Origin of the sequence: Ancylobacter pratisalsi (genome assembly GCF_010669125.1) — a bacterium.
GTDB classification, from domain to species: Bacteria; Pseudomonadota; Alphaproteobacteria; order Rhizobiales; family Xanthobacteraceae; genus Ancylobacter; species Ancylobacter pratisalsi.
The window spans coordinates 3,357,688-3,384,430 of sequence record NZ_CP048630.1 but is presented as its reverse complement, the minus strand read 5'-3'; the positions used below and the strand labels follow the sequence as shown (position 1 = coordinate 3,384,430).

Below are 26,743 nucleotides of genomic sequence, written 5' to 3'. Positions count from 1 at the left end.
CTGCCTGTCGCGGTAGGATGGAGATCACCCTGCGTCAATAAAAAGGTGCGTCAGATCAATAGCTTAGAATACGTCTAATGAAAAACTAGAAACGCGGGCCACAAAAAAGAGCCGGTCTCACGACCGGCTCCCGTCTTGCTCGCGGCATGTTGTCGGCGGCCGCTGTGCCTCAGTCGAGGCCGCCAATATGGTGCTGCGAATAGAGCTGCACGCCGAGGCGCTCGATCAGTTCGAGCTGGGTCTCGAGGAAGTCGATGTGCCCCTCCTCGTCCGCCATCAGCTCCTTGAAGAGGTCGCGGCTGGGATAGTCCTTCACCTCGGAGCAATAGGCCGCGGCTTCCTGATACAGCGCGCGCGCCTCGATCTCGGCGGCGAGGTCGCACTCGATCACTTCCTTCACATCCTGGCCGATACGCAGCGGATCCAGCACCTGCAGGTTCGGGAACCCGTCGAGGAACAGGATGCGGTCGACGAACTTGTCGGCGTGCTGCATCTCCTCGATCGATTCCGCCCGCCACTTCACGGACAGCTTCTTGAAGCCCCAGTCATCCAGCATGCGAAAATGCAGCCAGTACTGGTTGATGGCGGTAAGCTCAGACCTCAGGCCGCGGTTGAGGTATTCAATGACCTTGGCATCACCCTTCATGGCCGCGACGTCTCCTGTTGTTGGTGTCGACCGTAATTAGAATAATTCCAATAAAGAGGCAAGCTTGCGACCTGTGCCGGCTATCCAATGGATGCCGGACACACAGAAAAGTCGACACTATTCGGCCGGAACCGCGGCGTGGGTCGGCAAGTGCGTGGGGGGATGGCTGTGGTTGTGGTTGTGACTGTGCCCGGCCACCGGGCACTCGCGCGGACAGGCGCCGCAGGCACTCGCGTTCACGTCGTCGATCAGCTTGCGGATCATCCGGGCGCAGCGCCCACATTGCGCGCTGCATCCCAGGCAACGATACACCTGCCCGGCTGTGCGCACGGACGGCTGAGTCTCGTTCACCGCGTCGCGGATCTGGCGATCCGAAATCACATTACAGGAACAGACAATCATCGCGACGGCGAACCAAGTGATGAGCCGTTTAGAATTATTCTAAATTTGGCCCTTGTCTTACTTTCTCGCTCTATTCCCGAAGTGCGTCAATCGGGAAAACCCTATCTATCGATCACGTGACCATATGAACAAGCCAAGAGCTGGCTTAACTTTTATCCGTTCTAGACTAGATGCCCCAACGGATACCATTTCCACTTTGGAGCGCTACTAAACTGGCCGCTCTGCTTTCGCCCCGGACGTGACGCAGCCCACCCGGTCGCGGCTCAGCCGCGCGAACAGCAGATGGTCCTGCCATTCGCCGTTGATGCACAGATACTCGCGGCCATAGCCCTCGCGGTGGAAGCCGGTCTTCTCCAAGAGCCGGATCGAGGCTGCGTTGGTGGGCAGGCAGGCGGCCTCGATGCGCCGCAGGCCGAGCGCGCCATGGGCGAAGGGCAGCAGCACCCGCACCGCGGCGCTCATATATCCCTTGCCGGCATGCGGCGCGCCCATCCAGTAGCCGAGGCTCGCGGTCTGGGTGACGCCGCGCCGGACATTGGAAAGCGAAAGGCCGCCGAGCAGCACCCGATCCGCCGCGCGAAACACCAGAAACGGATAGGCCTTGTCCTCGCGCACGTCGCGGGTATAGCGCCGGATGCGGCGGCGGAACGAGCCCCGCGTCAGGTCGTAGGTCGGCCAGAGCGGCTCCCACGGCGTCAGGAATTCCCGGCTCGCCTCGCGCAGCGCCGACCACGCGGCGAAGTCCGCCATCTGCGGCGCGCGCAGCACGACGCCCTCGCCCTCGATCAGAGTGGGCGGTTCAGGCCAGGAGACCGTGCGAAACAGCGACATACGGACGTTGCGGAAACCGGATCAGCCAACCGACAGACGTTCAGCGATGCGCGCGGCGGATTCAAGAGGTTTGCCGGGGCCCAGCGCGGTGAAGGTGGGTCGCCCGCGCGCCAGCAGCGCCCGCCCGGCCGCTTTCGCATCGTCGAGCGTCACCGCCTGCACCTTGGCGACGATCTCCTCAAGCGGGATAGGCCGCCCGAAGGCCAGCATCTGCCGCGCCAGTTGGTCCGCCCGCGCGCCCGAACTCTCCAGCGCCGCCAGCAGCCCGACCTTGGCCTGCGCCTTGGAACGGGCGAGTTCGGATTCGTTCATCAACTCGACGCTGGCCTCGATCTGATCGACGACCACATCCACCAGTTCGCCGACATCCCCCCCGTCGGTGCCGGCATAGACTCCGAACAGGCCGGTATCGGCATAACCCCAGTGGAACGAGTACACCGCGTAGCACAGGCCCCGCGCCTCGCGGACCTCCTGGAACAGGCGCGAGGACATGCCTCCGCCCAGCACATTGCAGAACACCTGCAGCGCGTGAATGCCGGGATCGCGGTAGGACAGGCCCTCCAGCCCGATCAGCAGATGCGCCTGCTCCAGCTCGCGCCCGCCGCCGATCTCGGTGCCGCCTTCGTAGCGCCCCGCCACCGGCTCGGGCTTGTCGCCGGGCGTAAAGCCGCCGAACCGCTTGGCGGCCTCCTCGACAAGCCGTTCATGCTCGACCGCGCCCGCGCCGGCGACGATCATCCGCTGCGGGCGATAGGTGCGCGACAGATAGGCCCGCAGCCGCTCCGCATCGAAGGAGCGCACCGTCGCCGGCGTGCCCAGGATCGAGCGGCCGATCGGCTGGCCGGGAAAGGCCCGCTCCTGGAACAGGTCGAACACCAGATCATCGGGCGTATCGAGCGCGGCGCCGATCTCCTGCACGATCACATTGTGCTCGCGCTCCAGCTCCTCCGGGTCGAAGGCCGGCTCGGCGAGAATGTCGGCAAGCACGTCGAGAGCGAGCGGCACGTCCTCACCCAGCACGCGTGCATTGTAGCTGGTGTGCTCGACGCTGGTGGCGGCATTGATGTCGCCGCCCACCGCCTCGATCTCCTCGGCGATGTCGCGCGCGCTGCGCCGGCGCGTGCCCTTGAACGCCATATGTTCGAGAAGATGCGAGATGCCGTGCTCGTCGGCATGCTCGTCACGCGCGCCGACACCCGCCCATATGCCGAGCGAGGCGGTCGCCAGATGTGGCATCTCATCGCTGACGACGGTCACGCCGTTGTCGAGCTGGGTGATGCGCGGCGCTTTGGTGTCGTATGTCCTGGAGGGCACCACGCTCATGCCGCCGTCTCCGCCGCGCGGGCGTGACGGGTGATGTAGGCCTCGATGGCGGCGATGTCGTTGGGCAGCGTCGGCAGCCGCTCCTCCCGCTCCATCAGGTCGGCGAGATGGGCGGGAAGCGGGGGACGCTCGCCGCAGGCCCGTTCCACAGCGTCGGGGAACTTGGCCGGATGGGCCGTCGCCAGCACCACCTGCGGCACGCGCGGATCATGCTCGATCCGCTCGGCGACCGACACCGCGACGGCGGTGTGGGGATCGAGCAGATAGCCGCACGCCCGCCGCACCTGCGCGATCGTGTCCATGGTCTGGCTCTCATCGGCCCGCGCCGCGTCGAAATCGGCGCGGATCGCCTCCAGCGCCTGCGTGGGCGGGGAGAACGCGCCGGACTGGGAAAGGCTGGCCATCAGCCCGCGCAGCGCGCCCGCGTCGCGCTCCAGTACCTCGAACAGCAGGCGCTCGAAATTGGACGAGATCTGAATGTCCATCGAGGGCGAGGAGGACGGCACCACGCCGGTCATCTCGTAGCGCCCTGTTGCCAGCGCGCGCGCGAGAATGTCGTTCACATTGGTGGCGATGGTCAGCCGCGACACCGGCAGCCCCATGCGCTTGGCCACGTAACCCGCCAGCACGTCGCCGAAATTGCCGGTCGGCACCACGAAGGACACCGGCCGGTGCGGCGCGCCGAGCGCGACGCCGGCGACGAAATAATAGACCACCTGCGCCATGATCCGCGCCCAGTTGATCGAGTTCACCCCCGCCAGCTGCAGCCGGTCGCGGAAGGCGTGGTGATTGAACATCGCCTTCACATGGGCCTGGCAGTCGTCGAACGTGCCCTCCACCGCGATGGCGTGGACATTCGCGTCCGGCACCGTGGTCATCTGCCGGCGCTGGACCTCGGAAACCCGCCCCGCCGGATAGAGAATGAACACATCGGTGCGCTCACGCCCGCGAAACGCCTCGATCGCCGCGCTGCCCGTGTCGCCCGAGGTGGCCCCGACAATGGTGGCACGCTGGTCGCGGGCGATCAGCACGTGATCCATCATCCGCCCCAGCAGCTGCATCGCCACGTCCTTGAAGGCGAGCGTGGGGCCGTGGAACAGCTCCATCACGAAGCGGTTCGGCGCGATCTGCACCAGCGGCGTGGTCGCCGGATGACGGAAGCTCGCATAGGCGTCCTCCAGCATCGGCTTCAGCACCGCGCCCGGAAACGCCTCGTCGACGAAGGGGGCGATCACGCGCGCCGCCACCTCGGCATAGGAATGCCCGGCCAGATGGCCGATCTCCGTCGCGGTGAGCGAGGGAAACACGTCCGGCACATAAAGGCCGCCGTCGCGCGCCAGCCCAGCCAGAAGCGCATCGGAAAAGGCGAGAGCGGGAGCCTCGCCGCGGGTCGAAATATAGCGCACGCGCGCCTCCGGTAGGTGCGAAGTCGGCGGCAAACTAGTGGTCGGCCGGGTTCGAAGCAAGCGGAGCCGCTCCCTCGGCCCGTCGACGCCGCCGCGACCAGGCAAAGGCGACCGACACGCCGATCAGTGTCGCCGCCAGCCCGAACCACGTCAGCGCGTATTCCAGATGGCGGTTGGGAAAGCTCACCCGCGTCAGCCCGCCGATCGGCAGCCCGCCGGGATTGCTCCCCGCATCGGCGTCGATCAGGAACGGCGCCACCCGCAGCAGCCCCTTGGCGCTGGCGATGGCGCGCGGATCGCGGGTGAACCAGCTGTCCGCCTGCGGGTCGTTGGCGGGGGTGAACATGCCCGCCTGCTCCGGCATGCGCAGCAGCCCGGTGACGGTGACGAGCCCCTCCACCTGCCCCTCGGCCCGGCTGGCGGGGGTGCGGCGATCAAGCGGCACGAAACCGCGATTGACCAGGATGGCAGCACCGTCGGCCAGCACCAGCGGGGTGATCACCCAATAGCCCGGCCCGCCGCTGCCATCGGGAGCGGTGTCGACGAGCGCGTAGACCTGCACCTCGCGGTCATGGTCGAAACGGCCGGTCGCGGTCACATGGCGATATTCGTCGTTCTCGAAATCGACCCTGCCCCAGTCCGCCTCTTCGGGCACCGGCTGGGCCGGCTGGTGGATCCGGGCTTCGACCTTGCCGATCAGCTCCTGTTTCCAGGCCAGCCGCTCAAGCTGCCAGACGCCAAGCCCGACAAGAATGCCGAAGGCCACCAGCACCGTCAGCGCCACCGGCAGCAGACCGCGCAGCCCGGCGCCCGGCTCGTCTACGCGGGCAACAGGCGCGGGCGGACGGGCCTTGGAAGGCGCCTGCCTGCTCTTGGAAGACGCCTGCCTGCTCACGCATCACCCTTGTCGAGGCGCCCCTGCTCAGCCTTCTTGTGGTACTGCAGGGCAATCATCGTCGCCTTTAGCGGGCGCAGCAGGCCGAGCGTGGAAATCAGCACCAGCGGCGTCCACAGCAGCGCGTGGACCCACAACGGTGGCGACCAGGTGAGTTCCACCCACAGCGCCAGCCCCACCACCAGCGAGCCGGCCAGCAGGATGATGAACACCACGGGACCGTCGCCCGAATCGTCGAAGCTGTAATCCAGCCCGCAATTGTCGCAGGACGGCGCGACGGTGAGGAATCCGTTGAACAGGCGTCCACGCCCGCAGCGCGGGCAGCGGCAGGTGAGACCCGCCGTGTAGGGAGAAACGCCGCTATGGAAAGGCTGGAGATCCATGACTGGCCTCTACTCCCATTTGCCCTTCACGGAAATGCCGCGCAGGGCTTGATGTCGGAAACGAAAAAGGGGCGGCCGGACGCCGCCCCTTGCAGAGAATGTCAGACCCTCAGTGTGGCGCGCCGGCGCTGCCCCACACATAGATGAAGGTGAAGAGGAACAGCCAGACCACGTCGACCAGATGCCAGTACCAGGCGGCGGCTTCGAGGCCGAAATGATGCGTGGGCGTGAAATGCCCGGCAAACAGGCGGCCCAGGCAGACGGCGAGGAAGATGGTGCCGATGATGACATGGAAGCCGTGGAAACCGGTCGCCATGAAGAAGGTCGCGCCGTAGATGTTGCCGGAGAAGGCGAATTCGGCGTGGCTGTACTCGTAGCCCTGCAGCAGCGAGAACAGGAAGCCGAGGCCCACGGTCAGCCACAGACCCCACTTCGCGCTCTGCCGGTCGCCGTGCACCAGCGCGTGATGCGCCCAGGTCAGGGTCGTGCCCGAGGTCAGCAGGATCAGCGTGTTCAGGAGCGGCAGGTGCCACGGGTTGAACGTCTCGATGCCCGTCGGGGGCCAGTGGCCGCCGGTGAACTCGGCGCGGCTGAAATTAATCTCCTCGCCGACGAACAGCGCCGCGTCGAAGAACGCCCAGAACCACGCGACGAAGAACATCACTTCGGTGGCGATGAACAGGATCATCCCGTAGCGCAGGTGAATCTGCACCACCGGCGTGTGGGCGTGCTCGTGTTCACCCTCGCGGATGACATCCCGCCACCACATGATCAGCGTGTACAACACGCCCAGCAGGCCGGCGATCATCACCAGCACGGTCAGCTGGCCGTGCATCCAGAACACGGCGCCGACCGCCATGACGAAGGCGAAGACCGAGACGACGAAGGGCCACGGGCTCGGGTCGACAAGATGGTAGTCGTGGTGTTTGGCGTGGGCCTCGGCCATGGGTCGCGCTCTCCGTTCCGTATGTTTTCTAGCGGGCCGTTACCGCGGCCGCAATGTGGCGTTCTGCCCGCTAAAGTGGGGCCTTGCCCGGGTTGCTCTTGCCCGCCGCGACCGGAGCCGCCTTGGAGAAGAAGGTGTAGGACAGGGTGATCGTCTTCAGGGTCGCCAGCTCCGGATCTTCCGCCAGTGCGGGATCGACGAAGAAGATGACCGGCATGTCGAGCGTCTCGCCCGGCTGCAGCGTCTGGTCGGTGAAGCAGAAGCACTGCATCTTGGAAAAGTAGTAGCCGGACTGGGCCGGCGTCACATTGTAGGTCGCCGCCGCCGTGATCGGCTCCTTGCCGCGATTATGAGCGCGGTAATAGACCAGCTTGGTCTCGCCGATCCGCACCTGCACCGAGCGCGTCTCCGGCTCGAAGCTCCATGGCAGGCCGGGCGCGACATTGGCGTCGAAGCGCACCTCGATCACGCGGTCGATGGAACTGTCCGGCGCCTTGATCGCCACCTTGGTGGCGCCGCCGAAACCCGTGACCTGGCAGAACATCTGGTAAAGCGGCACGGCGGCATAGGCCGCCCCGATCATGGCCACGACGAACAGCGCGCAGGACAGCGCGACCACCGAATGGCTGCCGCGCCGACGCGGCGCCGGCCCGTTCCCATTTTCCGGCTTTGCGCTCTCTTCGCTCATCACGCCCTCACAGCGGCCGAACCAGCACGGCGGGACCGAGCTTCACGATGGTCACGATGTAGAACAGCAGGCACAGCGCGCCGAGCACGGTTGCGATCGCGACCGAACGCGAGCGGCGCCGGCGCTTCTGCGCCTCGGTCAGCACCACGCCCTCTTCCGGCGCCGGTGCGGGCCGCGGGGCGGCTACGGACTTCGACGCGCGCGCGGGTTTGGAAGCCGCGCCGGGTTTGCCGGTTTTCGAGGCCGTGGAGGCCTTGCGTTTGTCCGCCATGATCAGTCCTCGCGGCGCACATTGCTCACAGTCCGAACCAGGACGGCGTCACCGCTTCGATCAGAAGAACGGCGAAGAGCAGGAAAAGATAGAGAATCGAGAAGGCGAACAGCCGCTTGGCCGCGGCTTCGGCGGCAGCGCCTTCCCGGCGACGATAGACCTGGACCGCCAGCAGCAGCATCAGCCCGCCGGTGATCGCCGAGACGATCCCGTAGACGATGCCCGCCATGCCGAGCAGGAAAGGCGACATCGCCAGCGGCACCAGCACCAGCGTGTAGAGCAGGATCTGGCGGCGCGTTTCCGAGGGGCCGGCGACGACGGGAAGCATCGGCACGCCGGCCCGCGCGTAGTCGCCCGACTTGTAGAGCGCCAGCGCCCAGAAGTGCGGCGGGGTCCAGAAGAAGATGATGAGGAACAGCAGCACGCTCTCCAGGCCGATTCCGCCCGAAGCCGCCGCCCAGCCGACCATGGGCGGGAACGCCCCGGCCGCGCCGCCGATGACGATGTTCTGAGGCGTCCAGCGCTTCAGCCACATCGTGTAAACGACGGCATAGAAGAAGATGGTGAAGGCGAGCAGTGCCGCGGCAAGCTCGTTCACCAGCAGGCCGAGCACCAGCACCGAGCCGACGGCCAGCGTCATGCCGAAGGCGAGCGCCTCGCCCGGCGTGATCCGCCCGGCGGGGATGGGCCGGCGCTGCGTGCGGCTCATCAGCGCGTCGATGTCGGCATCCCACCACATGTTGAGCGCGCCGGAGGCGCCGGCGCCGATGGCGATGCACAGCAGCGCGGTGAAAGCGATGACCGGATGCACGTCACCCGGCGCGCGCACGATGCCGACCAGCGCGGTGAAGATCACAAGCGACATCACGCGCGGCTTCAGCAGCGCGAGGTAGTCGGCCACCGACGCGTAATAGGGCGCGTCGGTTGGGCGCGGCTCGGCTTGGGTCAGGTCGTATTCGCGCGAGGCGACGTCGCTCATGAACTCACTCCGGCGTCGCGTGAAGCGACGCTCTCAACAGTCGGGCCCCAGCCCGCGGGAAGCGCCAGCCGGCGCCTCCATTCGTGCGCCCGGCGCGAGCCTCGCGCCGGGTAGGACATGCGTCCCGAGGCGATCACTTGATCCGCGGCAGGACGTCGAAGTGGTGGTAGGGCGGCGGCGACGGCAGCGTCCACTCCAGCGTCGTGGCGCCCTCGCCCCACGGATTGGCGCCGGCCGGCACCTTGGCCGCGAACATGCGGTAGATGCCGAACAGGAACACCAGCACCGCGAAGCCCGAAATATACGAGCCGATCGAGGAGATGAAGTTCCAGGCGTGGAACGCGTCCGGATAGTCCGCATAGCGGCGCGGCATGCCGGCGAGACCAAGGAAGTGCTGCGGGAAGAACACCAGGTTCACGCCCACGAAGGTCAGCCAGAAATGAATCTTGCCGATGGTCTCGGAGTACATGTAGCCGAACATCTTCGGCGCCCAGTAGTACCAGCCGGCGAAGATCGCGAACACGGCGCCGAGCGACAGCACGTAGTGGAAGTGGGCCACCACGTAATAGGTGTCGTGCAGCGAGCGGTCGATGCCGGCGTTGGACAGCACCACGCCGGTGACGCCGCCGACCGTGAACAGGAAGATGAACCCGATCGCCCACAGCATCGGCACGCGCAGCGAGATCGACCCGCCCCACATGGTCGCGATCCAGGAGAAGATCTTCACGCCCGTTGGCACCGCGATGATCATGGTCGCGGCGACGAAATAGGCCTGCGTCGAGGAGGAGAGGCCCACCGTGTACATGTGGTGCGCCCACACGACGAAGCCGACCACGCCGATCGCGACCATCGCATAGGCCATGCCGAGATAGCCGAACACCGGCTTCTTCGAGAAGGTCGAGACGATGTGCGACACGATGCCGAAGCCCGGCAGGATCAGGATGTACACTTCGGGGTGGCCGAAGAACCAGAACAGGTGCTGGAACAGGATCGGATCGCCGCCGCCGGCCGGGTCGAAGAAGGTGGTGCCGAAGTTGCGGTCGGTGAGCAGCATGGTGATGGCGCCCGCCAGGACCGGCAGCGAGAGCAGCAGCAGGAAGGCGGTGACCAGCTGCGACCAGGCGAAGAGCGGCATCTTGTGCAGCGTCATGCCGGGGGCGCGCATGTTCAGGATGGTGGTGATCAGGTTGATCGCGCCGAGAATCGACGACGCGCCCGCGATGTGCAGCGAGAGGATCAGCAGGTCCATGGCCGGGCCGGGGTGGCCGAGCTTGGAGGACAGCGGGGGATAGATGGTCCAGCCGCCGCCGAAGCCGTTGGAACCGGCGGCGCCCTCGACGAACAGCGACAGGATGGCCAGCCCGAAAGCGGGCGGCAGCAGCCAGAAGGCGACGTTGTTGATGCGCGGGAAGGCGGTATCAGGCGCACCGATCATCAGCGGGATGAAATAGTTGCCGTAGCCGCCGATCATCGCCGGCATCACCATGAAGAAGATCATGATGAGGCCGTGACCGGTGGTGAACACGTTGAAGGTCTGCGGATCGGAGAAGATCTGCATCCCCGGTTCCTGCAGCTCCATGCGGATGCCGATCGACAGGATACCGCCCACGATCCCCGCCACGATGGCGAAGATCAGGTACATCACACCGATGTCCTTGTTGTTGGTCGAATAGACCCAGCGTTTCCAACCCGTCGGATCGCCCGTGTGACCGGCTGCGTATGCCATTGAACCGTCCCTCATTCGCGTGCTTGCGCACGCTTCGAATCGTTGATGCGCCGAACCGGAACCGTCAGCGCGCCGCCGCGCCGGCCACGGCCGGTACGATGTCGCCCTGAGCCAACCGCTCCGGAGTTTCCACCGAGGCGAATTCCTGCTTGGCCTTCTCGACCCAGCTCGCGAACTCGGCGTCGCTCACCACCCGGATGGCGATGGGCATGAACGCATGGTCGCGGCCGCACAATTCCGAGCACTGGCCGTAATATACGCCCTCCTTGGTTGCCTGGAACCAGCTCTCGTTGAGCCGGCCCGGCAGGGCGTCGATCTTCACGCCGAAGGAAGGAAGGGCAAAGGAGTGGATCACGTCCGCCGCCGTCACCTGGATGCGGACGATCTTGTTCACCGGCACCACGACCTCGTTGTCCACCGTCAGCAGGCGGGGCTGGTCGGGCTTCAGGTCCGCCGTCGCCACCATCAGGCTGTCGAAGCTGAAGGCGCCGTTGTCGGGATATTCGTAGGACCAGTACCACTGGTGTCCGGTCACCTTTACCGTCAGGTCGGCCTTGGGCAGGTCGAGCTCAAGGAAGAGCAGCCGGAACGAGGGAATGGCGATCGCCACCAGAATCAGCACCGGGACCACCGTCCACAGCACCTCGATCAGCGTGTTGTGGGTGGTCCGCGAGGGAACCGGGTTCGACTTTTCGTTGAACCGCACGATCACAAGGATGAGCAGTGCCAGCACCAGCAGCACCACGCCGATGATGATCACCAGCAGAAATGTGTGGAACGAATGGATGCTCTCCATCACCGGAGAAGCGGCCCCCTGCAGGTTGATCTGCCAGGGGGAAGGCTGCCCGGTGCCGGCAAGCGCCGCGCCCGTTCCTGTCAGTGCCAGGACAAGCAGGCCGGTCATTCCCACAATGAAGCCGGCGGCGGTGCGCGCAGCGTTGCGGATCCACGATTTCATCGCGATCGTCACTCCCATCGATTACCTTGCGCTCCGACCATAGCCATGCGTGGCCATCGGCCGGACCAACGGCATTTGACATTCATCAAACACAAAAAGGACACCTGAGCAACGCGCCAACGCCCCTCCGATCCTGCGACATGACGTCGGGTCCCTGGAACCGTTCCATCTGCTGGAGTGGTACTTCCGCCCCATTCTTGACATGGCGGTGAGGCGTTGTACGGCGTTCCTGCCGGGGGTGACCTGCGCAGGGCGCGACACGATTCGCCTTGTCCCGCAGCGGCGTTTCTTTAGAAGACTCTTCGTGTAATTGTTGAGGAGACAGCCTATGTGCGGCTTCGCGGCCCTCCGTTCAGTCCTGTTCGCGGCACTCGCCATGGCGGCGTTTGCCGCCACCGCGCCAGGCGCGCAGGCACAAGGGGTGGTTCGCTCCGTACATGGCGAATGGCAGATTCGGTGCGACACTCCGCCCGGTGCGCAGGCGGAACAATGCGTCCTGCTCCAGAGCGTGCAGGCCGACGACCGCCCCAATGTCGGCCTCACCGTGATCGTGCTGAAGACCGCCGACCAGCAGAGTCGGCTGCTGCGCATTCTCGCCCCGCTGGGCGTGCTGCTTCCCTCCGGCCTCGGGCTCAAGATCGACAATGCCGATATCGGCCGGGCCGGTTTCGTGCGCTGCGTGCCCAATGGCTGCGTCGCCGAGGTGGTGATGGACGACAAGCTGATCAATCAGCTCCGCAACGGGCAGAGCGCCACCTTCATCGTGTTCCAGACCCCCGAGGAAGGCATCGGCATCCCGCTGAGCCTCAAGGGGTTCGGCGAAGGATTTGACGCCCTCCCCTGAGTCGTCCCTCCTCCCGAGCCGCCTCCGACCCCGAATTGCCCGATGCCCGGCGCTGCTGATTCTCCTCCCGCGTCCGACCAGCCCGTCCGCCTTGTCATCTTCGACATGGACGACGTGCTGCTGCGCTATGACGTCGAGGCCCGGCGCACCGCGATGGGCGCGCTGGCGGGGCTGAGTGCGTCGGATGTGGAACGCCTGGTCTGGGCCAGCGGTATCGAGGATGCCTCCGATGCCGGCCGCCTGACGCCCGACGCCTATCTCGCCGCGATCTCGGCGGCGATCGGCGCGCCCTTCGGCCGGCCCGAGTGGTTCCGCACCCGTGCCCTGGCGATGACGCTGGACGGCGATGTCGTGGATCTGGCGTCCCGCGTGGCCGGGCGGTCGGCGCTGGCGCTGCTCACCAATAACGGGCACATCATGAAGGAGCATTTCGATGCCCTCGTGCCCGAGCTGCGCGCGCTGTTTGGCCGCGCCATGCATGTCGCCGCCGAGTTCGGCACCAAGAAGCCCGATCCCGCGATCTATGCCCGTCTCGCAGCGCTCTACAAGGTCGCCCCGACGCAGGCGCTGATGATCGACGACAAGATCGCCAATGTGGAAGGCGCCCGGGCGGCAGGCCTGCGCGCCCACCATTTCCGCGGCGCCGCCGAACTCGAATCCTGTCTGGCCGAACTCGCCCTTATATAAGGTGTCCGCCCCGGTGCACCTTGACGCCCGATGCACCTGGCACCTGAACCGCGCACCTGAGTCGCCCCATGCCCGAGCTGCCTGAAGTCGAAACCGTCCGTCGCGGCCTGGCCCCGGCAATGGAAGGCCGGCGCATCCTCTCCGCGCTGGCACGGCGGCCGGACCTGCGCTGGCCGCTGCCCGAGCGCTTTGCCGAGCGCCTTGCGGGGCGGCGGGTCGCCGGGCTGGGACGGCGGGCGAAGTATCTCCTCGCCGATCTGGACGCTCAGGGCCCGGCACCGGCCGAGGTGCTGGTGATGCATCTGGGCATGTCCGGCTCCTTCCGCATCGAGACCGGCGAGGACAGCCAGCTGCCGGGTGACTTCCACCTGCCACGCTCGAAGGCGGAGGCTCACGACCACGTGGTCCTTCGGCTCGAAGGCGGCGCGGAGATCATCTACAACGATCCCCGCCGGTTCGGCGCCATGCTGCTGGTGCCCCGCGCCGAGCTCGAAATCCATCCGTTGTTTCGCGACATCGGGCCGGAGCCGCTCGGCAACGCCTTCGACGCGAACCACCTTGCCGCGGCGCTTAGGGGTCGGCGCACCTCGCTGAAGGCGGCGCTGCTCGACCAGAAGGTCGTCGCCGGGCTCGGCAACATCTATGTCTGCGAGGCGCTGCATCGCACCGGTCTCTCGCCTGAGCGTATCGCCGCGAGCCTCACGACACCCACCGGCCGCCCCATCGCCCTCACGCGCCGCCTGGTCGAGACCATCCGGGCCGTGCTGGAGGAAGCCATCGCCGCCGGCGGCTCCACGCTGCGCGACCACGCCCAGGTGGACGGCACCCTCGGCTATTTCCAGCACGCGTTCCGGGCCTATGACCGCGAGGGCGGCGCCTGCAGCATGCCCGGCTGCCATGGCACCATCGCGCGGCTTGTCCAGAACGGCCGCTCCACCTTTTACTGTGCGTCGTGCCAGCGATAGCACCCCTTTCCTCAACGGAGATGCGCGGCCATGGGCTTTGAGAACATTCTCGTTACCACCAGCGGACGGGTCGGCATCGTCACCCTGAACCGCCCAAAGGCACTGAACGCCCTCAACGGCGCGCTGATCGCCGAACTCGGGCAGGCCCTCGACCAGTTCGAAGCGGATGCGGGCATTGGCTGCATCGTGCTGACCGGCTCGGATCGTGCATTTGCAGCGGGTGCCGACATCAAGGAAATGCAGGCGCACACCTTTCCCGCGACCTATACCGATGATTTCATCACCTCCTGGGAGCGGCTGTCGCGCTGCCGCAAGCCCGTCATCGCCGCTGTCGCCGGCCACGCGCTCGGCGGAGGCTGCGAACTCGCCATGATGTGCGACATCATTCTCGCCGCCGACAATGCCCGCTTCGGCCAGCCCGAGATCCGGCTCGGTGTCATGCCCGGCGCCGGCGGCTCGCAGCGTCTTGCCCGCGCCATCGGGAAGGCCAAGACCATGGAGATGTGCCTGACCGGGCGAACCCTCTCGGCCGAAGAAGCCGACCGCTTCGGCCTCGTCTCGCGCGTCGTCCCCCTGGCCAACCTGATGGACGAATCGATGAAGCTCGCGGAGACCATCGCCAGCCTCTCCCTGCCGGCGGTGATGATGACCAAGGAGAGTGTGAACCGAGCATTCGAGACCACCCTCTCCGAGGGCATCCGCTTCGAGCGCCGCCTGTTCCAGGCCTTGTTCGCCACGGCCGATCAGAAGGAGGGCATGAGCGCCTTCATCGACAAGAGGGAGCCTTCGTTCGAGAATAAGTGAGACGCACGATCCGCCCCCAGCTGCCTTATGTATTGACGACATGGCAGGCGGCGACTATAAGCCCGCCACTCACGCGGGGCTCCTTCGGGTCTGGCCACGCTTACGATTTCGCAACACATTCCGGCAGGACGGACTCCCCGCGCCTGCGACGACGAAGAGGACGGCCGATGGCCAATACGCCCTCCGCCAAAAAGGCGGCTCGCAAAATTGAGCGCCGTACCGAGGTCAACAAGAACCGCCGCTCGCGGATGCGCACCTTTGTGCGCAAGGTTGAAGAAGCGCTTGCTTCCGGTGACCGCGCCGCTGCCGGTGTCGCCTTCGAAGCGGCTCAGCCCGAAATCATGCGTGCCGCCCAGAAGGGCGTGCTTCACAAGAATACGGCTTCGCGCAAGGTATCTCGCCTCGCTCAGCGGGTTGCCAAGCTCAGCGCCTGATCAGGCGTTTCGGGATCGCGACTTGGCTCCCGGACGACTGTTTTCAATCGAGCGTTGCAAATACCCGCAGTCTTTGAAAAGCCCGGCCGCAAGCCGGGCTTTTTGCTTTCCGCGGGCACCGGCCGGCACCAGACCAGCCGAACATGCCTCACCCCGGCCTCGTCGCCCGTTGCAAAACTGTCACATAACGTGAATAGCGCGGAAATCCGACATGGCGCCACAGCCGAACCCTTGACTCACGATGACCCCGAGAGCAGGCCCACTCACCGCCATCAACATCGATAGAGCCTCACTCTTCGCTCACAATTTTATTATATATATCAATGTGTTATGATGCATACGCACGCCGCCCCCGAGAATCAGCCTTCCCATCCCTCCTGCCGCCTCGCGAAACGTAAAAAGGATCGGTGGAAGGGTCATCATGAGGCCGCCCAGATTCTTGCAAGCGACTCAGAGATTTGCCGACTGATGGTATTTTTTTGACGCTCTGATTCGCGCTTCGAGCGCTGTTCCACGAGACGGAATCGCACCAAGAGCGTTGCGCCGAAGAGAGGCGCTGTGTATGTTCTCTTCATCCGGTTCCGCCGGGCACCTCAGCGAAAAGTTGAGTTATCAAGTACTCCTTTTGTCTTGGGGAGGGGATAAGCGTGTTTTTGCTGTCATTTTACCCCTCCGTTGCATCGCGTTACTTGCGTAGCTGCATGACGAAGCCAGAGACAATGGCGCCACTCGTCGAGTAGAAGCTCGCAGAGTTCACTTATAGTTGCGCAAAAAATATGAAGCTTAATTGGGGACGGCAAACTTCTTGCCGCGAAGGGGCGACTATGACTACGCGGACGGACGGAAGAGTGGATACAACCTGTGAAGGCAGGCTTGCCGAGCAAGCCAGGAAGATGGCCTTCATGATCGACACGCTCCCCCTCCTCGGATTGTCCGCCATCCCTCCCGCCTCGCTCTCGACCAGCCCTCCCGGCTGATGCGGCGCAGAGCCTGACCGTTACGCCCGTCTGTTGGCCGAACCTGGCCTCGGATTGGTAGAATTCCACCCATCGACATCGACAGATTTCCGTCCGTGGCTCCGCCGCACTTCTGCGGTGCGACTGCCGCGCGGCGCGTCTGCTTGATGTTCGAAACAACCGCCAAAAACCTGCGGAGCTTACATGTTCAAATCCAACAGCCTTGAGCCCTCCGAAGGGGGTCCCTACCCAGGTCCCGTTACGAGTTCCGGTTCGCATGTAAGTTTGGATGCCGCCCCGCGCGAAGCGTGGGAACGGGTGCGTCGGCGTCTGCGCGCCGAGATTGGCGAAGAAGTCTATTCGAGCTGGTTTCCCCGGCTCGAGCTCGACATGATCAACGGCGGATCCGTGCGGCTTTCGGTTCCGACCCGCTTTCTTAAGACGTGGCTTCAGCAGCACTATGTGGAACGCCTGACGGCGCTCTGGCGCGAAGAGATGGGAATTGAGCGCGTCGAGCTGATCGTGCGATCGGCGGTCTTGCGTCCGCCTGGCGCGGCGGCAGCGGTGCGCGCCATGACACCCGCCTCGTCCGCGACGACGACATCTGCCAATGTTGCGCGGCAATCGATGGATTCCGGTCGTTCGGGCTTTGCGGGTGCTCCCGCGGTCGGCAGCGGCTCGCCGCTCGATCCGCGCCTGAGTTTTTCGACCTACAGGCTTGGCGCTTCCAACCGCCTGGCTCATGCGGCCGCGCTCAAGGTGGCCGAGGCGCCCGCCGGTTCCGGGCCGGTCTTCAATCCGCTTTATCTTCATGCTGCCGTGGGGCTCGGCAAGACGCATCTGCTGCAGGCCATCGCCGCAGCTGGACCGGAACACGGGCGGAGCGTGGTCTACCTCACCGCCGAGCGCTTCATGTATGGCTTCGTTGCCGCGCTGAAGAGCCAGTCGTCGCTCGCGTTCAAGGAACAGCTTCGCGGCATCGACACGTTGGTGATCGATGACCTGCAGTTCCTTCAGGGCAAAAGCGTCCAACAGGAATTCTGCCACACCCTCAATGCGCTGATGGATTCCGGCCGGCAGGTCGTGATCGCCGCGGATCGGCCTCCGGCGGAGCTTGACGCTCTGGAGGAGCGGGTACGCTCGCGCCTCGCGGGAGGTCTCGTGGTGGAGATTTCTCCGCTCGATGACGAGCTGAAGCACGACATTCTCGCCGCGCGCGTCGCCGCGCTTGGCCAGCAGCACCCCGGGTTCACCGTTCCCACCGACGTGCTCTCCTATATTGCGCGCCACTGTGGTCAGAACGGGCGCGACCTTGATGGAGCGCTCAATCGCCTGCTTGCGCACAATCAGCTCACCTCCCGCGCCATCACGCTTGAGATGGCGGAGACCGCTGTGCGTGATCTCGTGCGCCCCAGCGAACCGAAGCGGGTGCGCGTCGAGGACATTCTGCGGATTGTCGCCAAGCACTACAACGTGACGCGCGCCGACATCCTTTCTCAGCGCCGCACTGCGAATGTGGTGAAGCCGCGCCAGATCGCCATGTATCTTGCGAAGATGCTCACGCTGCGCTCACTGCCCGAGATTGGGCGTCGTTTCGGCGGACGCGATCACACGACGGTGCTTCACGCCGTCCGCAAGATCGAGGGTCTCGTCGGCAACGACCGCGCCATAGCGGACGAGGTCGAAGCGCTGAAGCGGCTGGTCAACGACGACTAGCAGGCTCTGAAGCCCTGCTGACGGATGCAGAGAGCGCCGGGAACGGCGCTTTCCCCGTTTTCCCAGCTACTTTCCCCACCATTCTGCCGCATTGCGGCGGGGTGGCCTTGCCTTACCGCGGCACTAGCGGCAATGTCGTCGCCCCCGGCGGCGCTCCTGCGCCGTTCGCCCGGAGCGCACGGTGGGCAGCGCCCGCCTCCCCGTCGTTCCGTTCCGTTTCTCGCACTGCCAACGGGTGTCGCGGCCATGAAGGTCACTGTCGAGCGGGCCGAGCTGCTCAAATCTCTCGCCCACGTCCATCGTGTCGTCGAGCGGCGCAATACCATCCCGATTCTTGCAAACGTGCTGATGCGCACCGATGCGCGAGGGCTGGCCCTGCGTGCAACCGATCTCGATATCGAGATCGTCGAGACCATTCCGGCCGAAGTGGCTCAGGAAGGCGCGACAACGGTTCCTGCGCACACGATCTACGACATCGTGCGAAAGCTCCCCGAAGGCGCTCAGGTGCAGATCGAGACTTCCGGCGACCGTGGCACGCTGACTGTGCGCGCGGGACGCTCGCGTTTCGCGCTTCAGACGCTTCCCGAGGGTGAATTCCCCGATCTCGCCGCCGGCGAGATGACGCACAAGTTCGCCCTTCCGGCGGGAGAGCTGAAGCGTTTGGTCGACAAGACCCAGTTCGCGATCTCCACCGAGGAGACCCGCTACTATCTGAACGGCATCTATCTGCATGTCGTCGATGCCAATGGTCCGATGTTGCGCGCGGTGGCAACCGACGGCCACCGGCTGGCACAGGCCCAGACCGGCGCGCCGGCAGGAACGGCCGGCATGCCCGGCGTCATCGTGCCCCGTAAGGCGGTCGCCGAGATCCAGCGTCTTGCCGAAGATGCCGATGAAGAAATGACGGTGGAGCTTTCCACCGCGAAGATCCGGATTTCACTGGATCGCGTCGTGCTGACGTCCAAGCTGATCGACGGCACCTTCCCCGATTACGGCCGGGTAATCCCTCTGAACAATGACAAGACGCTGATCGTCGACAAGGCCGACTTCGCGTCCGCCGTTGATCGCGTCTCGACCGTGGCGAGCGAGCGCGGGCGCGCGGTCAAGCTCTCCATCGGGGACGGCAAACTCACGCTTTCCGTTACCAACCCCGATTCCGGCAGTGCGACCGAGGAGATTGAGGTCGATTACGCATCCGAGCCAATCGATATCGGTTTCAACAGCCGTTATCTGCTCGACATCACCTCGCAGATCGAAGGCGGGACGGCGGAGCTGAAGCTGGCCGATCCGGGCTCCCCCACCCTGGTGCAGGATCCGGACAAGCGCGGCGCGCTCTATGTACTGATGCCGATGCGCGTGTGATTCACACACGCATAACCCGTCTGAAGCTGACGAATTTTCGCAGCTACCGTACCGCCGAGCTTCATACCGGCAACGGGCCGGTGGTGCTAGTCGGCCCCAATGGCGCGGGAAAGACCAATCTTCTCGAAGCGATCTCGCTTCTGGCGCCCGGGCGCGGGCTGCGCCGCGCCGCGCTCCATCAGTTTGGCGCACGCGAGTCCTCAGTTGTTCCCGCTGATGGATGGGCGGTCTCGGCCCTCGTCGAGGGGGCCTATGGGGATGTGACGCTCGGAACTGGCCTCGAGGCCGAGGCAAGCGAAGCGCGCTCACGTCGTTGCCGCATCAACGGTGAGCCGGTCAGTTCGGCCACGGCCTTCGCCGAGCACATCCGGATTGTCTGGCTGACGCCTGAGATGGACGGGCTTTTCCTCGGACCGCCCTCCGAACGCCGTCGGTTTCTGGACCGCCTGGTGCTTGCGGTCGATGCCGAGCACGGCGCGCGGGTCAACGCGCTCGAACGCGCCCTGCGCTCGCGCAACCGATTGCTCGAGGAACCAGGCGCCGACCCGCGATTTCTCGATGCCATTGAGCACGAACTGGCAGCCCTCGCTATCGCCGTAGCCGCCGCGCGGCTTGAAACCGTGCGCCGTCTGGCCGCCGGCATCGCGCTGGGACGCGACGACGCCTCACCCTTTCCCTGGGCCACCGTGTCGCTCGACGGCGAAGTTGAACGGGCGCTCGCCCGGGAGCCGGCAACTCTGGTTGAAGATAGATATCGCGCCACGCTACGTGCGGCTCGACCAAGGGATCGCGCCGCCGGGCGCACGCTTGATGGGCCACACCTCAGCGATCTTCTTGTTGGCCATGGCCCCAAGTCCATTCCGGCAGCGCAAGGCTCGACGGGTGAACAGAAAGCCCTGCTGATCGGCTTGGCCCTCGCCCACGCCCGACTTGTCCGCGAGATGGCCGGAATGACTCCGATCATGTTGCTGGACGACGTCGTTGCCTATCTCGACCCCTCCCGCCGCACCGCCCTGTTCGAGGCACTGGATATCTTGGGCGGTCAGGTGTGGATGACCGGCGCGGACCCTTCAGCTTTCGAAGCTCTTGGATCACGCGCAGAACGCTTCAGCGTCACGCCGGGCCATGTGTCTCAACTCAAAACATGAAACCGAGCCTACGCGAGCCGGCACCACACAACTGGCAATGCCGGAAAGGCTGCCACGCCAAAGCAGGGGTTGACCTGACGCGCGCGGGCGCGCACGAGAGGCGCCATCATGGACGCGCTTGATCTCATCATTTTCGCAACCGCGCTGGCGCTCGCAGCCGCCTCCCCGGGCCCCAGTGTGATTGCGCTCGTCGCCCGTACACTGGTTCGCGGGCGTGACGGCACGGCACCGCTGGTCGCCGGCATCGTCCTTGGCGATATTGTGTGGCTGGCCGGCGCCGCACTCGGGCTCGCGGCGTTGGCGGTCACCCTGGGGTCGCTGTTCGTTCTCGTACGCTTCGCCGCCGCCCTCTACCTTGTCTATCTGGCCTGGAAGCTCTGGACGGCACCTGTTGGAGTTGTCGCGGCGGCGGAAATCCGGGAGACGGATTCGCGTACCGGTCTCTTCTTCACCGGGCTTGGCATGACGCTTGGAAATCCGAAGGCGATGGCGTTCTATCTCGCCCTGCTGCCCAGCATTGTCGATCTCAACCATCTATCGATGATCGGCTTTGCGGAACTCTGCGGTGTCATCACCGTCGTCCTCACAAGTGTGTTCGGCAGCTACGTGGTGCTTGCGCACCGCGCGCGACGGTTCGCGACGAGTGTGAGAGGCGTTCGGTTGATCAATCGCGCCTGTGGTACCGCAATGGCGGGTGCCGCCGTGCTTGTGGCCACGAAATAACCGCGCGGTTGCGCTATAAAAGACCTATCAATTCAAACGATTCGAAGAGTTGCACTTATGGCCGACTCCGACCACGAACCGACCCCCGCCCCGAACGGGGAGGATTATGGCGCGCAGTCGATCCAGGTGCTCCGCGGCCTTGATGCGGTGCGCAAGCGTCCTGGCATGTATATCGGTGACACCGACGACGGTTCGGGTCTCCACCATATGGTCTATGAGGTGGTAGACAACGCCATCGACGAGGCCCTTGCCGGCTATGCCGACATGGTCACGGTGACGCTTAACGCCGAGGGTTCGGTGACAGTCACCGACAACGGCCGCGGCATCCCGACCGACATTCACGACGAAGAGGGCGTGTCGGCCGCCGAGGTCATCATGACCCAGCTCCACGCCGGCGGTAAGTTCAATCAGAACTCCTACAAGGTCTCGGGCGGCCTGCACGGTGTCGGCGTGTCGGTCGTCAACGCGCTCTCCACCACGCTCGATCTCACCATCTGGCGCAAGGGGCAGGAGCACAAGATGCGCTTCCGCCATGGCGACGCCGAAGGACCGCTGGAAGTGACCGGCCCCGCGCCCGAAGGTCGGCGCGGCACGATGGTGACGTTTGTCCCCTCGCCCGAAACCTTCACGAAGATCGAATTCGATTACGCCACGCTCGAGCACCGGCTGCGTGAACTCGCCTTCCTCAATTCCGGCGTCCGCATTGTACTGACCGACGCGCGCTCCACCGAAGTGAAGCGCGAGGAGCTGATGTATGAGGGCGGCATCGAAGCCTTTGTTCAGTATCTCGACCGTTCCAAGCAGGCGGTGCTGCCGAAGCCCGTGGTCATTCGCTCCGAACGCGACGGGATCACGGTCGAGTGCGCGCTGTCGTGGAATGACAGCTACCACGAGAACGTGCTCTGCTTCACGAACAACATTCCCCAACGCGACCGCGGTACCCATTTCACCGGCTTCGCGGCCGCGTTGACGCGTCAGGTGATTGGCTATGCCGAGCGCTCGGGTATCGCCAAGAAGGAAAAGGTCGACCCCACTGGCGAGGACTGCCGCGAAGGGCTGACCGCCGTGCTGTCGGTCAAGGTGCCTGACCCGAAGTTTTCCTCGCAGACCAAGGACAAGCTGGTCTCCTCCGAGGTTCGGCCTGTCGTCGAGGCGCTGGTCAATGATGCGCTGAACAACTGGCTGGAAGAGAACCCCGCCGAGGCGAAGGCCGTGGTCACCAAGGTGGTGGAAGCCGCCGCCGCCCGCGAGGCCGCCCGCAAGGCGCGCGAGCTGACACGCCGCAAGAGCCCGCTGGACGTCGCCTCCCTTCCCGGCAAGCTTGCCGATTGTCAGGAACGAGACCCGGCCAAGTCCGAACTCTTCATCGTCGAGGGTGACTCGGCAGGTGGCTCCGCCAAGATGGGGCGCAACCGCGCCTTCCAGGCGATCCTTCCGCTGCGTGGCAAGATTCTCAACGTCGAGCGCGCGCGCTTCGACAAGATGCTCTCCTCGGAGATGATTGGCACGCTGATCACTGCGCTAGGCACCGGCATTGGCCGCGACGATTTCAACATCGCCAAGCTGCGCTATCACAAGATCATCATCATGACGGACGCCGACGTCGATGGCGCCCATATCCGCACCCTGCTGCTCACCTTCTTCTTCCGGCAGATGCCCGCGCTTCTGGAGAACGGGCACATCTACATCGCCCAGCCCCCGCTCTATAAGGTCACCCGTGGCAAGTCCGAGCAGTACCTCAAGGACGAACGCTCGCTGGAGGACTACCTGATCACGCAGGGCCTCGAAGAAGCATCGCTCCACCTCTCATCCGGCGAGGTCCGCACGGGCGCTGACCTGCACCACGTACTGGAAGCCACCCGTGCCTTCCGACACGTGATGAACGGCCTCCACCCGCGCTACAACCGCGCCGCCGTCGAGCAGGCGGCCATCGCCGGTGCCTTCGCCGCCGGTATTCTCTCCGAGGAAGAGCGCGCAAGCGAGGTTGCGTCGGCTGTCGCGACCCGGCTCGACCTGATCGCCGAAGAGACGGAACGTGGCTGGGTGGGCACTGCCGACGCCTCCGGCTACAGCTTCACGCGTACCGTGCGTGGCGTTCGGGAAGTCGCCGTTCTGGATACCGCCTTCGTCACCTCGATGGAGGCGCGCCGCCTGGATAGCCTCGGCGCCGAACTTCAGGAAGTGCACGCGAATGCAGGCACGCTGCGCCGGAAGGGCTCGGATACGCAGGTGTTCGGCCCGATGGACCTGTTTGATGCCGTGACGGATGCCGGACGCAAGGGCGTTGCGCTGCAGCGTTACAAAGGTCTCGGCGAGATGAACGCGGAGCAGCTCTGGGAAACGACACTCGATGTCAATGCCCGATCCCTGCTCCAGGTCAAGGTGAAGGAGGTTGCCGACGCCGACGACCTCTTTAATCGACTGATGGGCGACGTCGTTGAACCGCGTCGCGAGTTCATTCAGGCGAATGCCCTGCGCGCAAGCGTCGACGTGTAATGCTTGACGAGCACTGCTGTTAGATGCACCCCTTTACCCGATTTCGGGGAAGGGGCGCAGGATGACAACACGCGAAGAATTCCGAGCGAGCCTGATAAGCTTCGGTGAACGAGCACTGAAGGTTCGCGATCATCTTAAGAACGAAGAGGCCACTAAAGTGGCTCTTATTCTGCCATTCATCGCATTGCTCGGTTATGACGACCGGGACCCGGTTGAGGTGGCGGCTGAGCATGCAGCTGATTTCTCCGAGAAATACCGTAATCGAGTTGATTATGCGATCTTGAGAAACATGGAGCCGATAATTGCGGTCGAATGCAAAGGAGCAGGGAACGGCAAGAAAGACGACCGGGGCCAGCTCAAATCATACTTCAATGCATGTAGGACAGTGAAACTTGGCGTTCTAAGCGATGGGTACTGCTATGAATTTTTCGTAGATTCAGAAGAACCCAATCTTATGGACGATGAGCCGTTTCTTTCACTCCACGCAGAGGAGCTTGCTAAAGGTCGGATCTCGGAGAGTGTGCTCGATGCCCTTTTTGGACTAACAAAAGTACATTTCGATCCGGAAACGATCGGAGACAATGCGCGAAAGAGCCTTACGCAGCGCGCCTTCTCCGATTATTTGACCGCTCAGTTTCAGGAACCTTCAGTAGAGTTCACGCGATTTCTTCTCAAAGAAAACGCTATCAAGCACGTAAGAACCCAAGCGATCGACGCCTATCGGAACATTGCGAAATCGGCCATCGACGACGTCGTCACTTCAAATATTCTGCGGAAGCTCGACATCAAGGATCGGCAGGTAGCCGCGCCCTCCCCTCTAATGTCACAACCAGCACCCCCCACGCCAGCGCAGGTCCGCATAGAGCCAGAAACGACCGCGGGCGAACTGGCCGCCTTCGAGAACGTACGCCGCCGACTTGCGTTTCTCTCTGCCGGAGACGCCAACCTCTTCGAACGCATTGATCGTATTCGCTATCGCGATTATCAAGGGAAGATGGCAGTTTTTTACGAATTGGAACGTAAGGGCCGATTACTGGACATTTGTGAGTCGAAAGATGGCGTTGTCCGTTACGTATTCTTCGACGACGAAAAAGGGCCGGTAGTCGATTTGGCTTCGGCTGATGCCCGACTGATCGGCCTGTTCCGTAGAAGAGTGGACGAGCTCTCCGCCGAATAGGCATTGGCATTTTCGTGCGGGTTCGGCCGGATTGACGCCCGCAAGACGCGGCGGCTGCTCCGCGCCTGTCGCTCGTTCCATCCCGATATCGAAACGCGTCCCGAGCCCCGCGTCCCATCGTTTCGTATCACCTAGAAGGCGGAGCGATGGGCGCCCTCGCCTTGCGGTCGGACGACGCCTAAAGTATCGGCCTTTTCTGTTTCGAGTCCCTCACCGCAGCGCAGGCCGATGAATTCACTGGTATCAACCGCCACCTCCCGCACAGGCGCCCGCATTCTCGTCGACGCACTTGTCGCCAACGGCGTCGAGCGCGCCTTCGGTGTCCCCGGCGAGAGCTATCTCGACGTGCTTGATGCGATGTCGGACACAGCCATCGATTTCATCATCTGTCGGCAGGAAGGCAGTGCCGCGATGATGGCGGAGGCGAGTGGCAAGCTCACCGGCCGCCCCGGCGTCTGCTTCGTTACTCGCGGCCCGGGATCCACCAATGCCAGCGCGGGCGTGCACATTGCCCAGCAGGATTCCACACCAATGATCCTGTTCGTCGGGCAGATCTCGCGCGCAATGCGCGGACGCGAGGCGTTCCAGGAAGTGGATTACCGCGCGGTCTTCGGCACGCTTGCCAAATGGGCGGTTGAGATAGACGACGCCGCGCGCATTCCCGAAGTCATCGCCCGTGCCTTCCGCGTCGCTATGCAGGGACGACCCGGCCCGGTTGTGGTCGCGTTGCCGGAAGACATGCTGAGTGACATCGTCGACGTACCCGATGCCCCCCGCGTCGAGCCCACGGAGACCTGGCCCGGCCTCACAGACATGATGCGGCTGCAAAAGATGCTGTGGGCGGCCTCAAGGCCCGTGATGGTGCTGGGCGGCGGACGGTGGAATTCGAAGGCGGTTGCGTCTGTTGTACGCTTTGCCGAACGGTTCGACCTGCCCGTCTGTGCCAGTTTCCGCCGGCAGATGCTCTTCCCCGCCGATCACGGCAGCTATGCCGGCGATATCGGCTTCTCGCTTAACCCTCGGCTGCTCGAAAGGCTGAGGCAAGCGGACCTCATTATTCTTGCGGGCGGCCGTTTCGGAGAGGTGCCCTCGCAAGGCTACACTCTCCTCGGCATTCCCGATCCCGGGGCGGCACTCGTGCACGTCCACTCTGATGCCGATGAACTCGGACGGGTGTATCAACCCTCGCTTGCCATCAATGCGACCCCCGCCGCCTTCGCTGCGGCATTGGAGGGCGTGCAACCTCCGAATACGATCGCATGGAGCGACTGGCGGGCCGCCGCCCGCGCGGACTATGTCGCCTGGAGCGAGGAGCCGCCGGCCAATCCCGGCGCCGTGCAAATGGCGACTCTGGTCCGTTACCTGCGCGATTTGCCGGCCGATACGACCATCTGCAACGGAGCCGGCAATTTCGCGATCTGGGTACATCGTTTCCATCGCTTCCGACGCTTCGGCACCCAGCTGGCGCCGACCTCAGGCTCAATGGGCTACGGCGTTCCCGCCGCGATTGCCGCCAAGCGCATGCAGCCGGACAGAACCGTTGTCGCGGTGTGCGGCGACGGGGACTTCCTGATGACCGGACAGGAGTTTGCGACCGCCGTCCAGTACGATGTGCCCATCGTCGCCGTGATCATCGACAATGGCATGTACGGCACGATCCGCATGCATCAGGAACGCGAGCACCCGACCCGCGTCTTTGGCACGACACTCAGAAACCCGGATTTCGCCGCTTACGCCCGTGCCTTCGGCGGCTTCGGCGTCACAGTGGAAAGGGACGCAGATTTCTCGGCCGGGCTCGACGCGGCTTTTGCCAGTGGAAAACCGGCAATCGTGCATGTGAAGCTCGACCCCGAGGCGATCACGCCAACGACGAGCTTGAGCGCGTTGCGCGAAAAATCACTGGCGAGCCGTGCCGTGAGCTGAAGCGCCAGATCCTTATCATCACGCCCACCCTGCCCTCGCAGCCTCACGGTGCCC

At 64.5% G+C, this 26,743-nt stretch carries 25 protein-coding genes; 12 read left to right on the top strand and 13 right to left on the bottom strand.

Features of this window, described 5'->3' with window-relative positions; translation table 11 throughout:
• Positions 1–169: 169 nt before the first annotated feature.
• The 13 genes from bfr to coxB form a co-directional block, all read right to left on the bottom strand.
• Positions 170–646: a bacterioferritin gene (gene bfr / locus G3A50_RS15890; RefSeq protein WP_163076171.1), complete on the bottom strand. Its 477-nt coding sequence runs from the start codon at positions 644–646 to the stop codon at positions 170–172.
• Positions 647–763: 117 nt separating this feature from the next.
• Positions 764–1,048, bottom strand: coding sequence for a (2Fe-2S)-binding protein (locus tag G3A50_RS15885; RefSeq protein WP_163076170.1), 285 nt, complete (start codon positions 1,046–1,048; stop codon positions 764–766).
• A gap of 207 nt (positions 1,049–1,255) precedes the next feature.
• Positions 1,256–1,879 (bottom strand): GNAT family N-acetyltransferase, encoded by a 624-nt coding sequence (locus G3A50_RS15880; protein WP_163076169.1) that lies wholly within the window; start codon positions 1,877–1,879, stop codon positions 1,256–1,258.
• Positions 1,880–1,900: 21 nt separating this feature from the next.
• Entirely contained in the window at positions 1,901–3,202 is a 1,302-nt protein-coding gene (locus G3A50_RS15875; protein ID WP_163076168.1) for a M16 family metallopeptidase, read from the bottom strand.
• Entirely contained in the window at positions 3,199–4,608 is a 1,410-nt protein-coding gene (gene thrC, locus G3A50_RS15870) for a threonine synthase (protein ID WP_163076167.1), read from the bottom strand. Before thrC ends, G3A50_RS15875 begins: the two co-directional genes overlap by 4 nt.
• Before the next feature lie 34 nt (positions 4,609–4,642).
• On the bottom strand, positions 4,643–5,410 hold the full coding sequence (locus G3A50_RS15865) for an SURF1 family protein (protein ID WP_163077715.1): 768 nt from the start codon (positions 5,408–5,410) through the stop codon (positions 4,643–4,645).
• A gap of 89 nt (positions 5,411–5,499) precedes the next feature.
• Positions 5,500–5,886, bottom strand: coding sequence for a DUF983 domain-containing protein (locus G3A50_RS15860; RefSeq protein WP_163076166.1), 387 nt, complete (start codon positions 5,884–5,886; stop codon positions 5,500–5,502).
• Positions 5,887–5,995: 109 nt separating this feature from the next.
• Positions 5,996–6,832 (bottom strand): cytochrome c oxidase subunit 3, encoded by an 837-nt coding sequence (locus G3A50_RS15855; RefSeq protein WP_163076165.1) that lies wholly within the window; start codon positions 6,830–6,832, stop codon positions 5,996–5,998.
• A gap of 70 nt (positions 6,833–6,902) precedes the next feature.
• Positions 6,903–7,520, bottom strand: coding sequence for a cytochrome c oxidase assembly protein (locus G3A50_RS15850; RefSeq protein WP_163076164.1), 618 nt, complete (start codon positions 7,518–7,520; stop codon positions 6,903–6,905).
• Positions 7,521–7,527: 7 nt separating this feature from the next.
• On the bottom strand, positions 7,528–7,791 hold the full coding sequence (locus G3A50_RS15845; protein WP_163073206.1) for a hypothetical protein: 264 nt from the start codon (positions 7,789–7,791) through the stop codon (positions 7,528–7,530).
• 25 nt (positions 7,792–7,816) lie between these two features.
• Positions 7,817–8,770, bottom strand: coding sequence for a heme o synthase (locus G3A50_RS15840; RefSeq protein ID WP_163076163.1), 954 nt, complete (start codon positions 8,768–8,770; stop codon positions 7,817–7,819).
• Between the two features lie 133 nt (positions 8,771–8,903).
• On the bottom strand, positions 8,904–10,496 hold the full coding sequence (gene ctaD / locus G3A50_RS15835; RefSeq protein WP_163076162.1) for a cytochrome c oxidase subunit I: 1,593 nt from the start codon (positions 10,494–10,496) through the stop codon (positions 8,904–8,906).
• 64 nt (positions 10,497–10,560) lie between these two features.
• Positions 10,561–11,400 (bottom strand): cytochrome c oxidase subunit II, encoded by an 840-nt coding sequence (gene coxB / locus G3A50_RS15830; protein WP_246252491.1) that lies wholly within the window; start codon positions 11,398–11,400, stop codon positions 10,561–10,563.
• 382 nt (positions 11,401–11,782) lie between these two features.
• Between coxB and G3A50_RS15825 the strand changes: the two genes are divergently transcribed.
• From G3A50_RS15825 to G3A50_RS15770, 12 genes are all read left to right on the top strand, one after another.
• Positions 11,783–12,298 (top strand): invasion associated locus B family protein, encoded by a 516-nt coding sequence (locus G3A50_RS15825; RefSeq protein WP_163076160.1) that lies wholly within the window; start codon positions 11,783–11,785, stop codon positions 12,296–12,298.
• A gap of 42 nt (positions 12,299–12,340) precedes the next feature.
• Positions 12,341–12,985, top strand: a complete 645-nt coding sequence (locus G3A50_RS15820) for an HAD family hydrolase (RefSeq protein WP_163076159.1) — start codon at positions 12,341–12,343, stop codon at positions 12,983–12,985.
• 68 nt (positions 12,986–13,053) lie between these two features.
• Positions 13,054–13,950, top strand: coding sequence for a bifunctional DNA-formamidopyrimidine glycosylase/DNA-(apurinic or apyrimidinic site) lyase (gene mutM / locus G3A50_RS15815; protein WP_163076158.1), 897 nt, complete (start codon positions 13,054–13,056; stop codon positions 13,948–13,950).
• Positions 13,951–13,980: 30 nt separating this feature from the next.
• Positions 13,981–14,754, top strand: a complete 774-nt coding sequence (locus G3A50_RS15810; protein WP_163076157.1) for an enoyl-CoA hydratase — start codon at positions 13,981–13,983, stop codon at positions 14,752–14,754.
• 167 nt (positions 14,755–14,921) lie between these two features.
• A complete protein-coding gene (gene rpsT / locus G3A50_RS15805) occupies positions 14,922–15,188 on the top strand; it encodes a 30S ribosomal protein S20 (protein WP_163076156.1) in 267 nt (88 codons plus the stop codon).
• A gap of 1,241 nt (positions 15,189–16,429) precedes the next feature.
• Positions 16,430–17,860 carry a chromosomal replication initiator protein DnaA gene (dnaA, locus tag G3A50_RS15800; protein ID WP_425483476.1) on the top strand — a complete coding sequence of 477 codons (1,431 nt, stop codon included), beginning with the start codon at positions 16,430–16,432 and terminating at the stop codon, positions 17,858–17,860.
• Between the two features lie 246 nt (positions 17,861–18,106).
• Positions 18,107–19,222, top strand: coding sequence for a DNA polymerase III subunit beta (gene dnaN / locus G3A50_RS15795; RefSeq protein WP_163076154.1), 1,116 nt, complete (start codon positions 18,107–18,109; stop codon positions 19,220–19,222).
• Complete coding sequence (gene recF / locus G3A50_RS15790) at positions 19,219–20,370, top strand: DNA replication/repair protein RecF (protein ID WP_163076153.1); 1,152 nt, start codon at positions 19,219–19,221, stop codon at positions 20,368–20,370. Before dnaN ends, recF begins: the two co-directional genes overlap by 4 nt.
• Positions 20,371–20,478: 108 nt before the next feature.
• Positions 20,479–21,093: a LysE family translocator gene (locus tag G3A50_RS15785; RefSeq protein WP_163076152.1), complete on the top strand. Its 615-nt coding sequence runs from the start codon at positions 20,479–20,481 to the stop codon at positions 21,091–21,093.
• A 57-nt stretch (positions 21,094–21,150) separates the two neighbouring features.
• Positions 21,151–23,589, top strand: coding sequence for a DNA topoisomerase (ATP-hydrolyzing) subunit B (gene gyrB / locus G3A50_RS15780; protein ID WP_163076151.1), 2,439 nt, complete (start codon positions 21,151–21,153; stop codon positions 23,587–23,589).
• 61 nt (positions 23,590–23,650) lie between these two features.
• The gene (locus tag G3A50_RS15775) at positions 23,651–24,766 is read left to right on the top strand and encodes a type I restriction enzyme HsdR N-terminal domain-containing protein (protein WP_163076150.1); all 1,116 of its coding nucleotides are present in this window, start codon (positions 23,651–23,653) and stop codon (positions 24,764–24,766) included.
• Between the two features lie 228 nt (positions 24,767–24,994).
• The gene (locus G3A50_RS15770) at positions 24,995–26,689 is read left to right on the top strand and encodes a thiamine pyrophosphate-binding protein (RefSeq protein ID WP_163076149.1); all 1,695 of its coding nucleotides are present in this window, start codon (positions 24,995–24,997) and stop codon (positions 26,687–26,689) included.
• Positions 26,690–26,743 lie beyond the last annotated feature (54 nt).

Coding starts and splice junctions, on each gene's coding strand:
- bfr (WP_163076171.1), bottom strand. CDS start 646: ATGAAGGGTGATGCCAAGGTCATTGAATACCTCAACCGCGGCCTGAGG.
- G3A50_RS15885 (WP_163076170.1), bottom strand. CDS start 1,048: ATGATTGTCTGTTCCTGTAATGTGATTTCGGATCGCCAGATCCGCGAC.
- G3A50_RS15880 (WP_163076169.1), bottom strand. CDS start 1,879: ATGTCGCTGTTTCGCACGGTCTCCTGGCCTGAACCGCCCACTCTGATC.
- G3A50_RS15875 (WP_163076168.1), bottom strand. CDS start 3,202: ATGAGCGTGGTGCCCTCCAGGACATACGACACCAAAGCGCCGCGCATC.
- G3A50_RS15860 (WP_163076166.1), bottom strand. CDS start 5,886: ATGGATCTCCAGCCTTTCCATAGCGGCGTTTCTCCCTACACGGCGGGT.
- G3A50_RS15855 (WP_163076165.1), bottom strand. CDS start 6,832: ATGGCCGAGGCCCACGCCAAACACCACGACTACCATCTTGTCGACCCG.
- G3A50_RS15850 (WP_163076164.1), bottom strand. CDS start 7,520: ATGAGCGAAGAGAGCGCAAAGCCGGAAAATGGGAACGGGCCGGCGCCG.
- G3A50_RS15845 (WP_163073206.1), bottom strand. CDS start 7,791: ATGGCGGACAAACGCAAGGCCTCCACGGCCTCGAAAACCGGCAAACCC.
- G3A50_RS15840 (WP_163076163.1), bottom strand. CDS start 8,770: ATGAGCGACGTCGCCTCGCGCGAATACGACCTGACCCAAGCCGAGCCG.
- ctaD (WP_163076162.1), bottom strand. CDS start 10,496: ATGGCATACGCAGCCGGTCACACGGGCGATCCGACGGGTTGGAAACGC.
- coxB (WP_246252491.1), bottom strand. CDS start 11,400: ATGACCGGCCTGCTTGTCCTGGCACTGACAGGAACGGGCGCGGCGCTT.
- G3A50_RS15825 (WP_163076160.1), top strand. CDS start 11,783: ATGTGCGGCTTCGCGGCCCTCCGTTCAGTCCTGTTCGCGGCACTCGCC.
- G3A50_RS15820 (WP_163076159.1), top strand. CDS start 12,341: ATGCCCGGCGCTGCTGATTCTCCTCCCGCGTCCGACCAGCCCGTCCGC.
- mutM (WP_163076158.1), top strand. CDS start 13,054: ATGCCCGAGCTGCCTGAAGTCGAAACCGTCCGTCGCGGCCTGGCCCCG.
- G3A50_RS15810 (WP_163076157.1), top strand. CDS start 13,981: ATGGGCTTTGAGAACATTCTCGTTACCACCAGCGGACGGGTCGGCATC.
- rpsT (WP_163076156.1), top strand. CDS start 14,922: ATGGCCAATACGCCCTCCGCCAAAAAGGCGGCTCGCAAAATTGAGCGC.
- dnaN (WP_163076154.1), top strand. CDS start 18,107: ATGAAGGTCACTGTCGAGCGGGCCGAGCTGCTCAAATCTCTCGCCCAC.
- G3A50_RS15785 (WP_163076152.1), top strand. CDS start 20,479: ATGGACGCGCTTGATCTCATCATTTTCGCAACCGCGCTGGCGCTCGCA.
- gyrB (WP_163076151.1), top strand. CDS start 21,151: ATGGCCGACTCCGACCACGAACCGACCCCCGCCCCGAACGGGGAGGAT.
- G3A50_RS15775 (WP_163076150.1), top strand. CDS start 23,651: ATGACAACACGCGAAGAATTCCGAGCGAGCCTGATAAGCTTCGGTGAA.
- G3A50_RS15770 (WP_163076149.1), top strand. CDS start 24,995: ATGAATTCACTGGTATCAACCGCCACCTCCCGCACAGGCGCCCGCATT.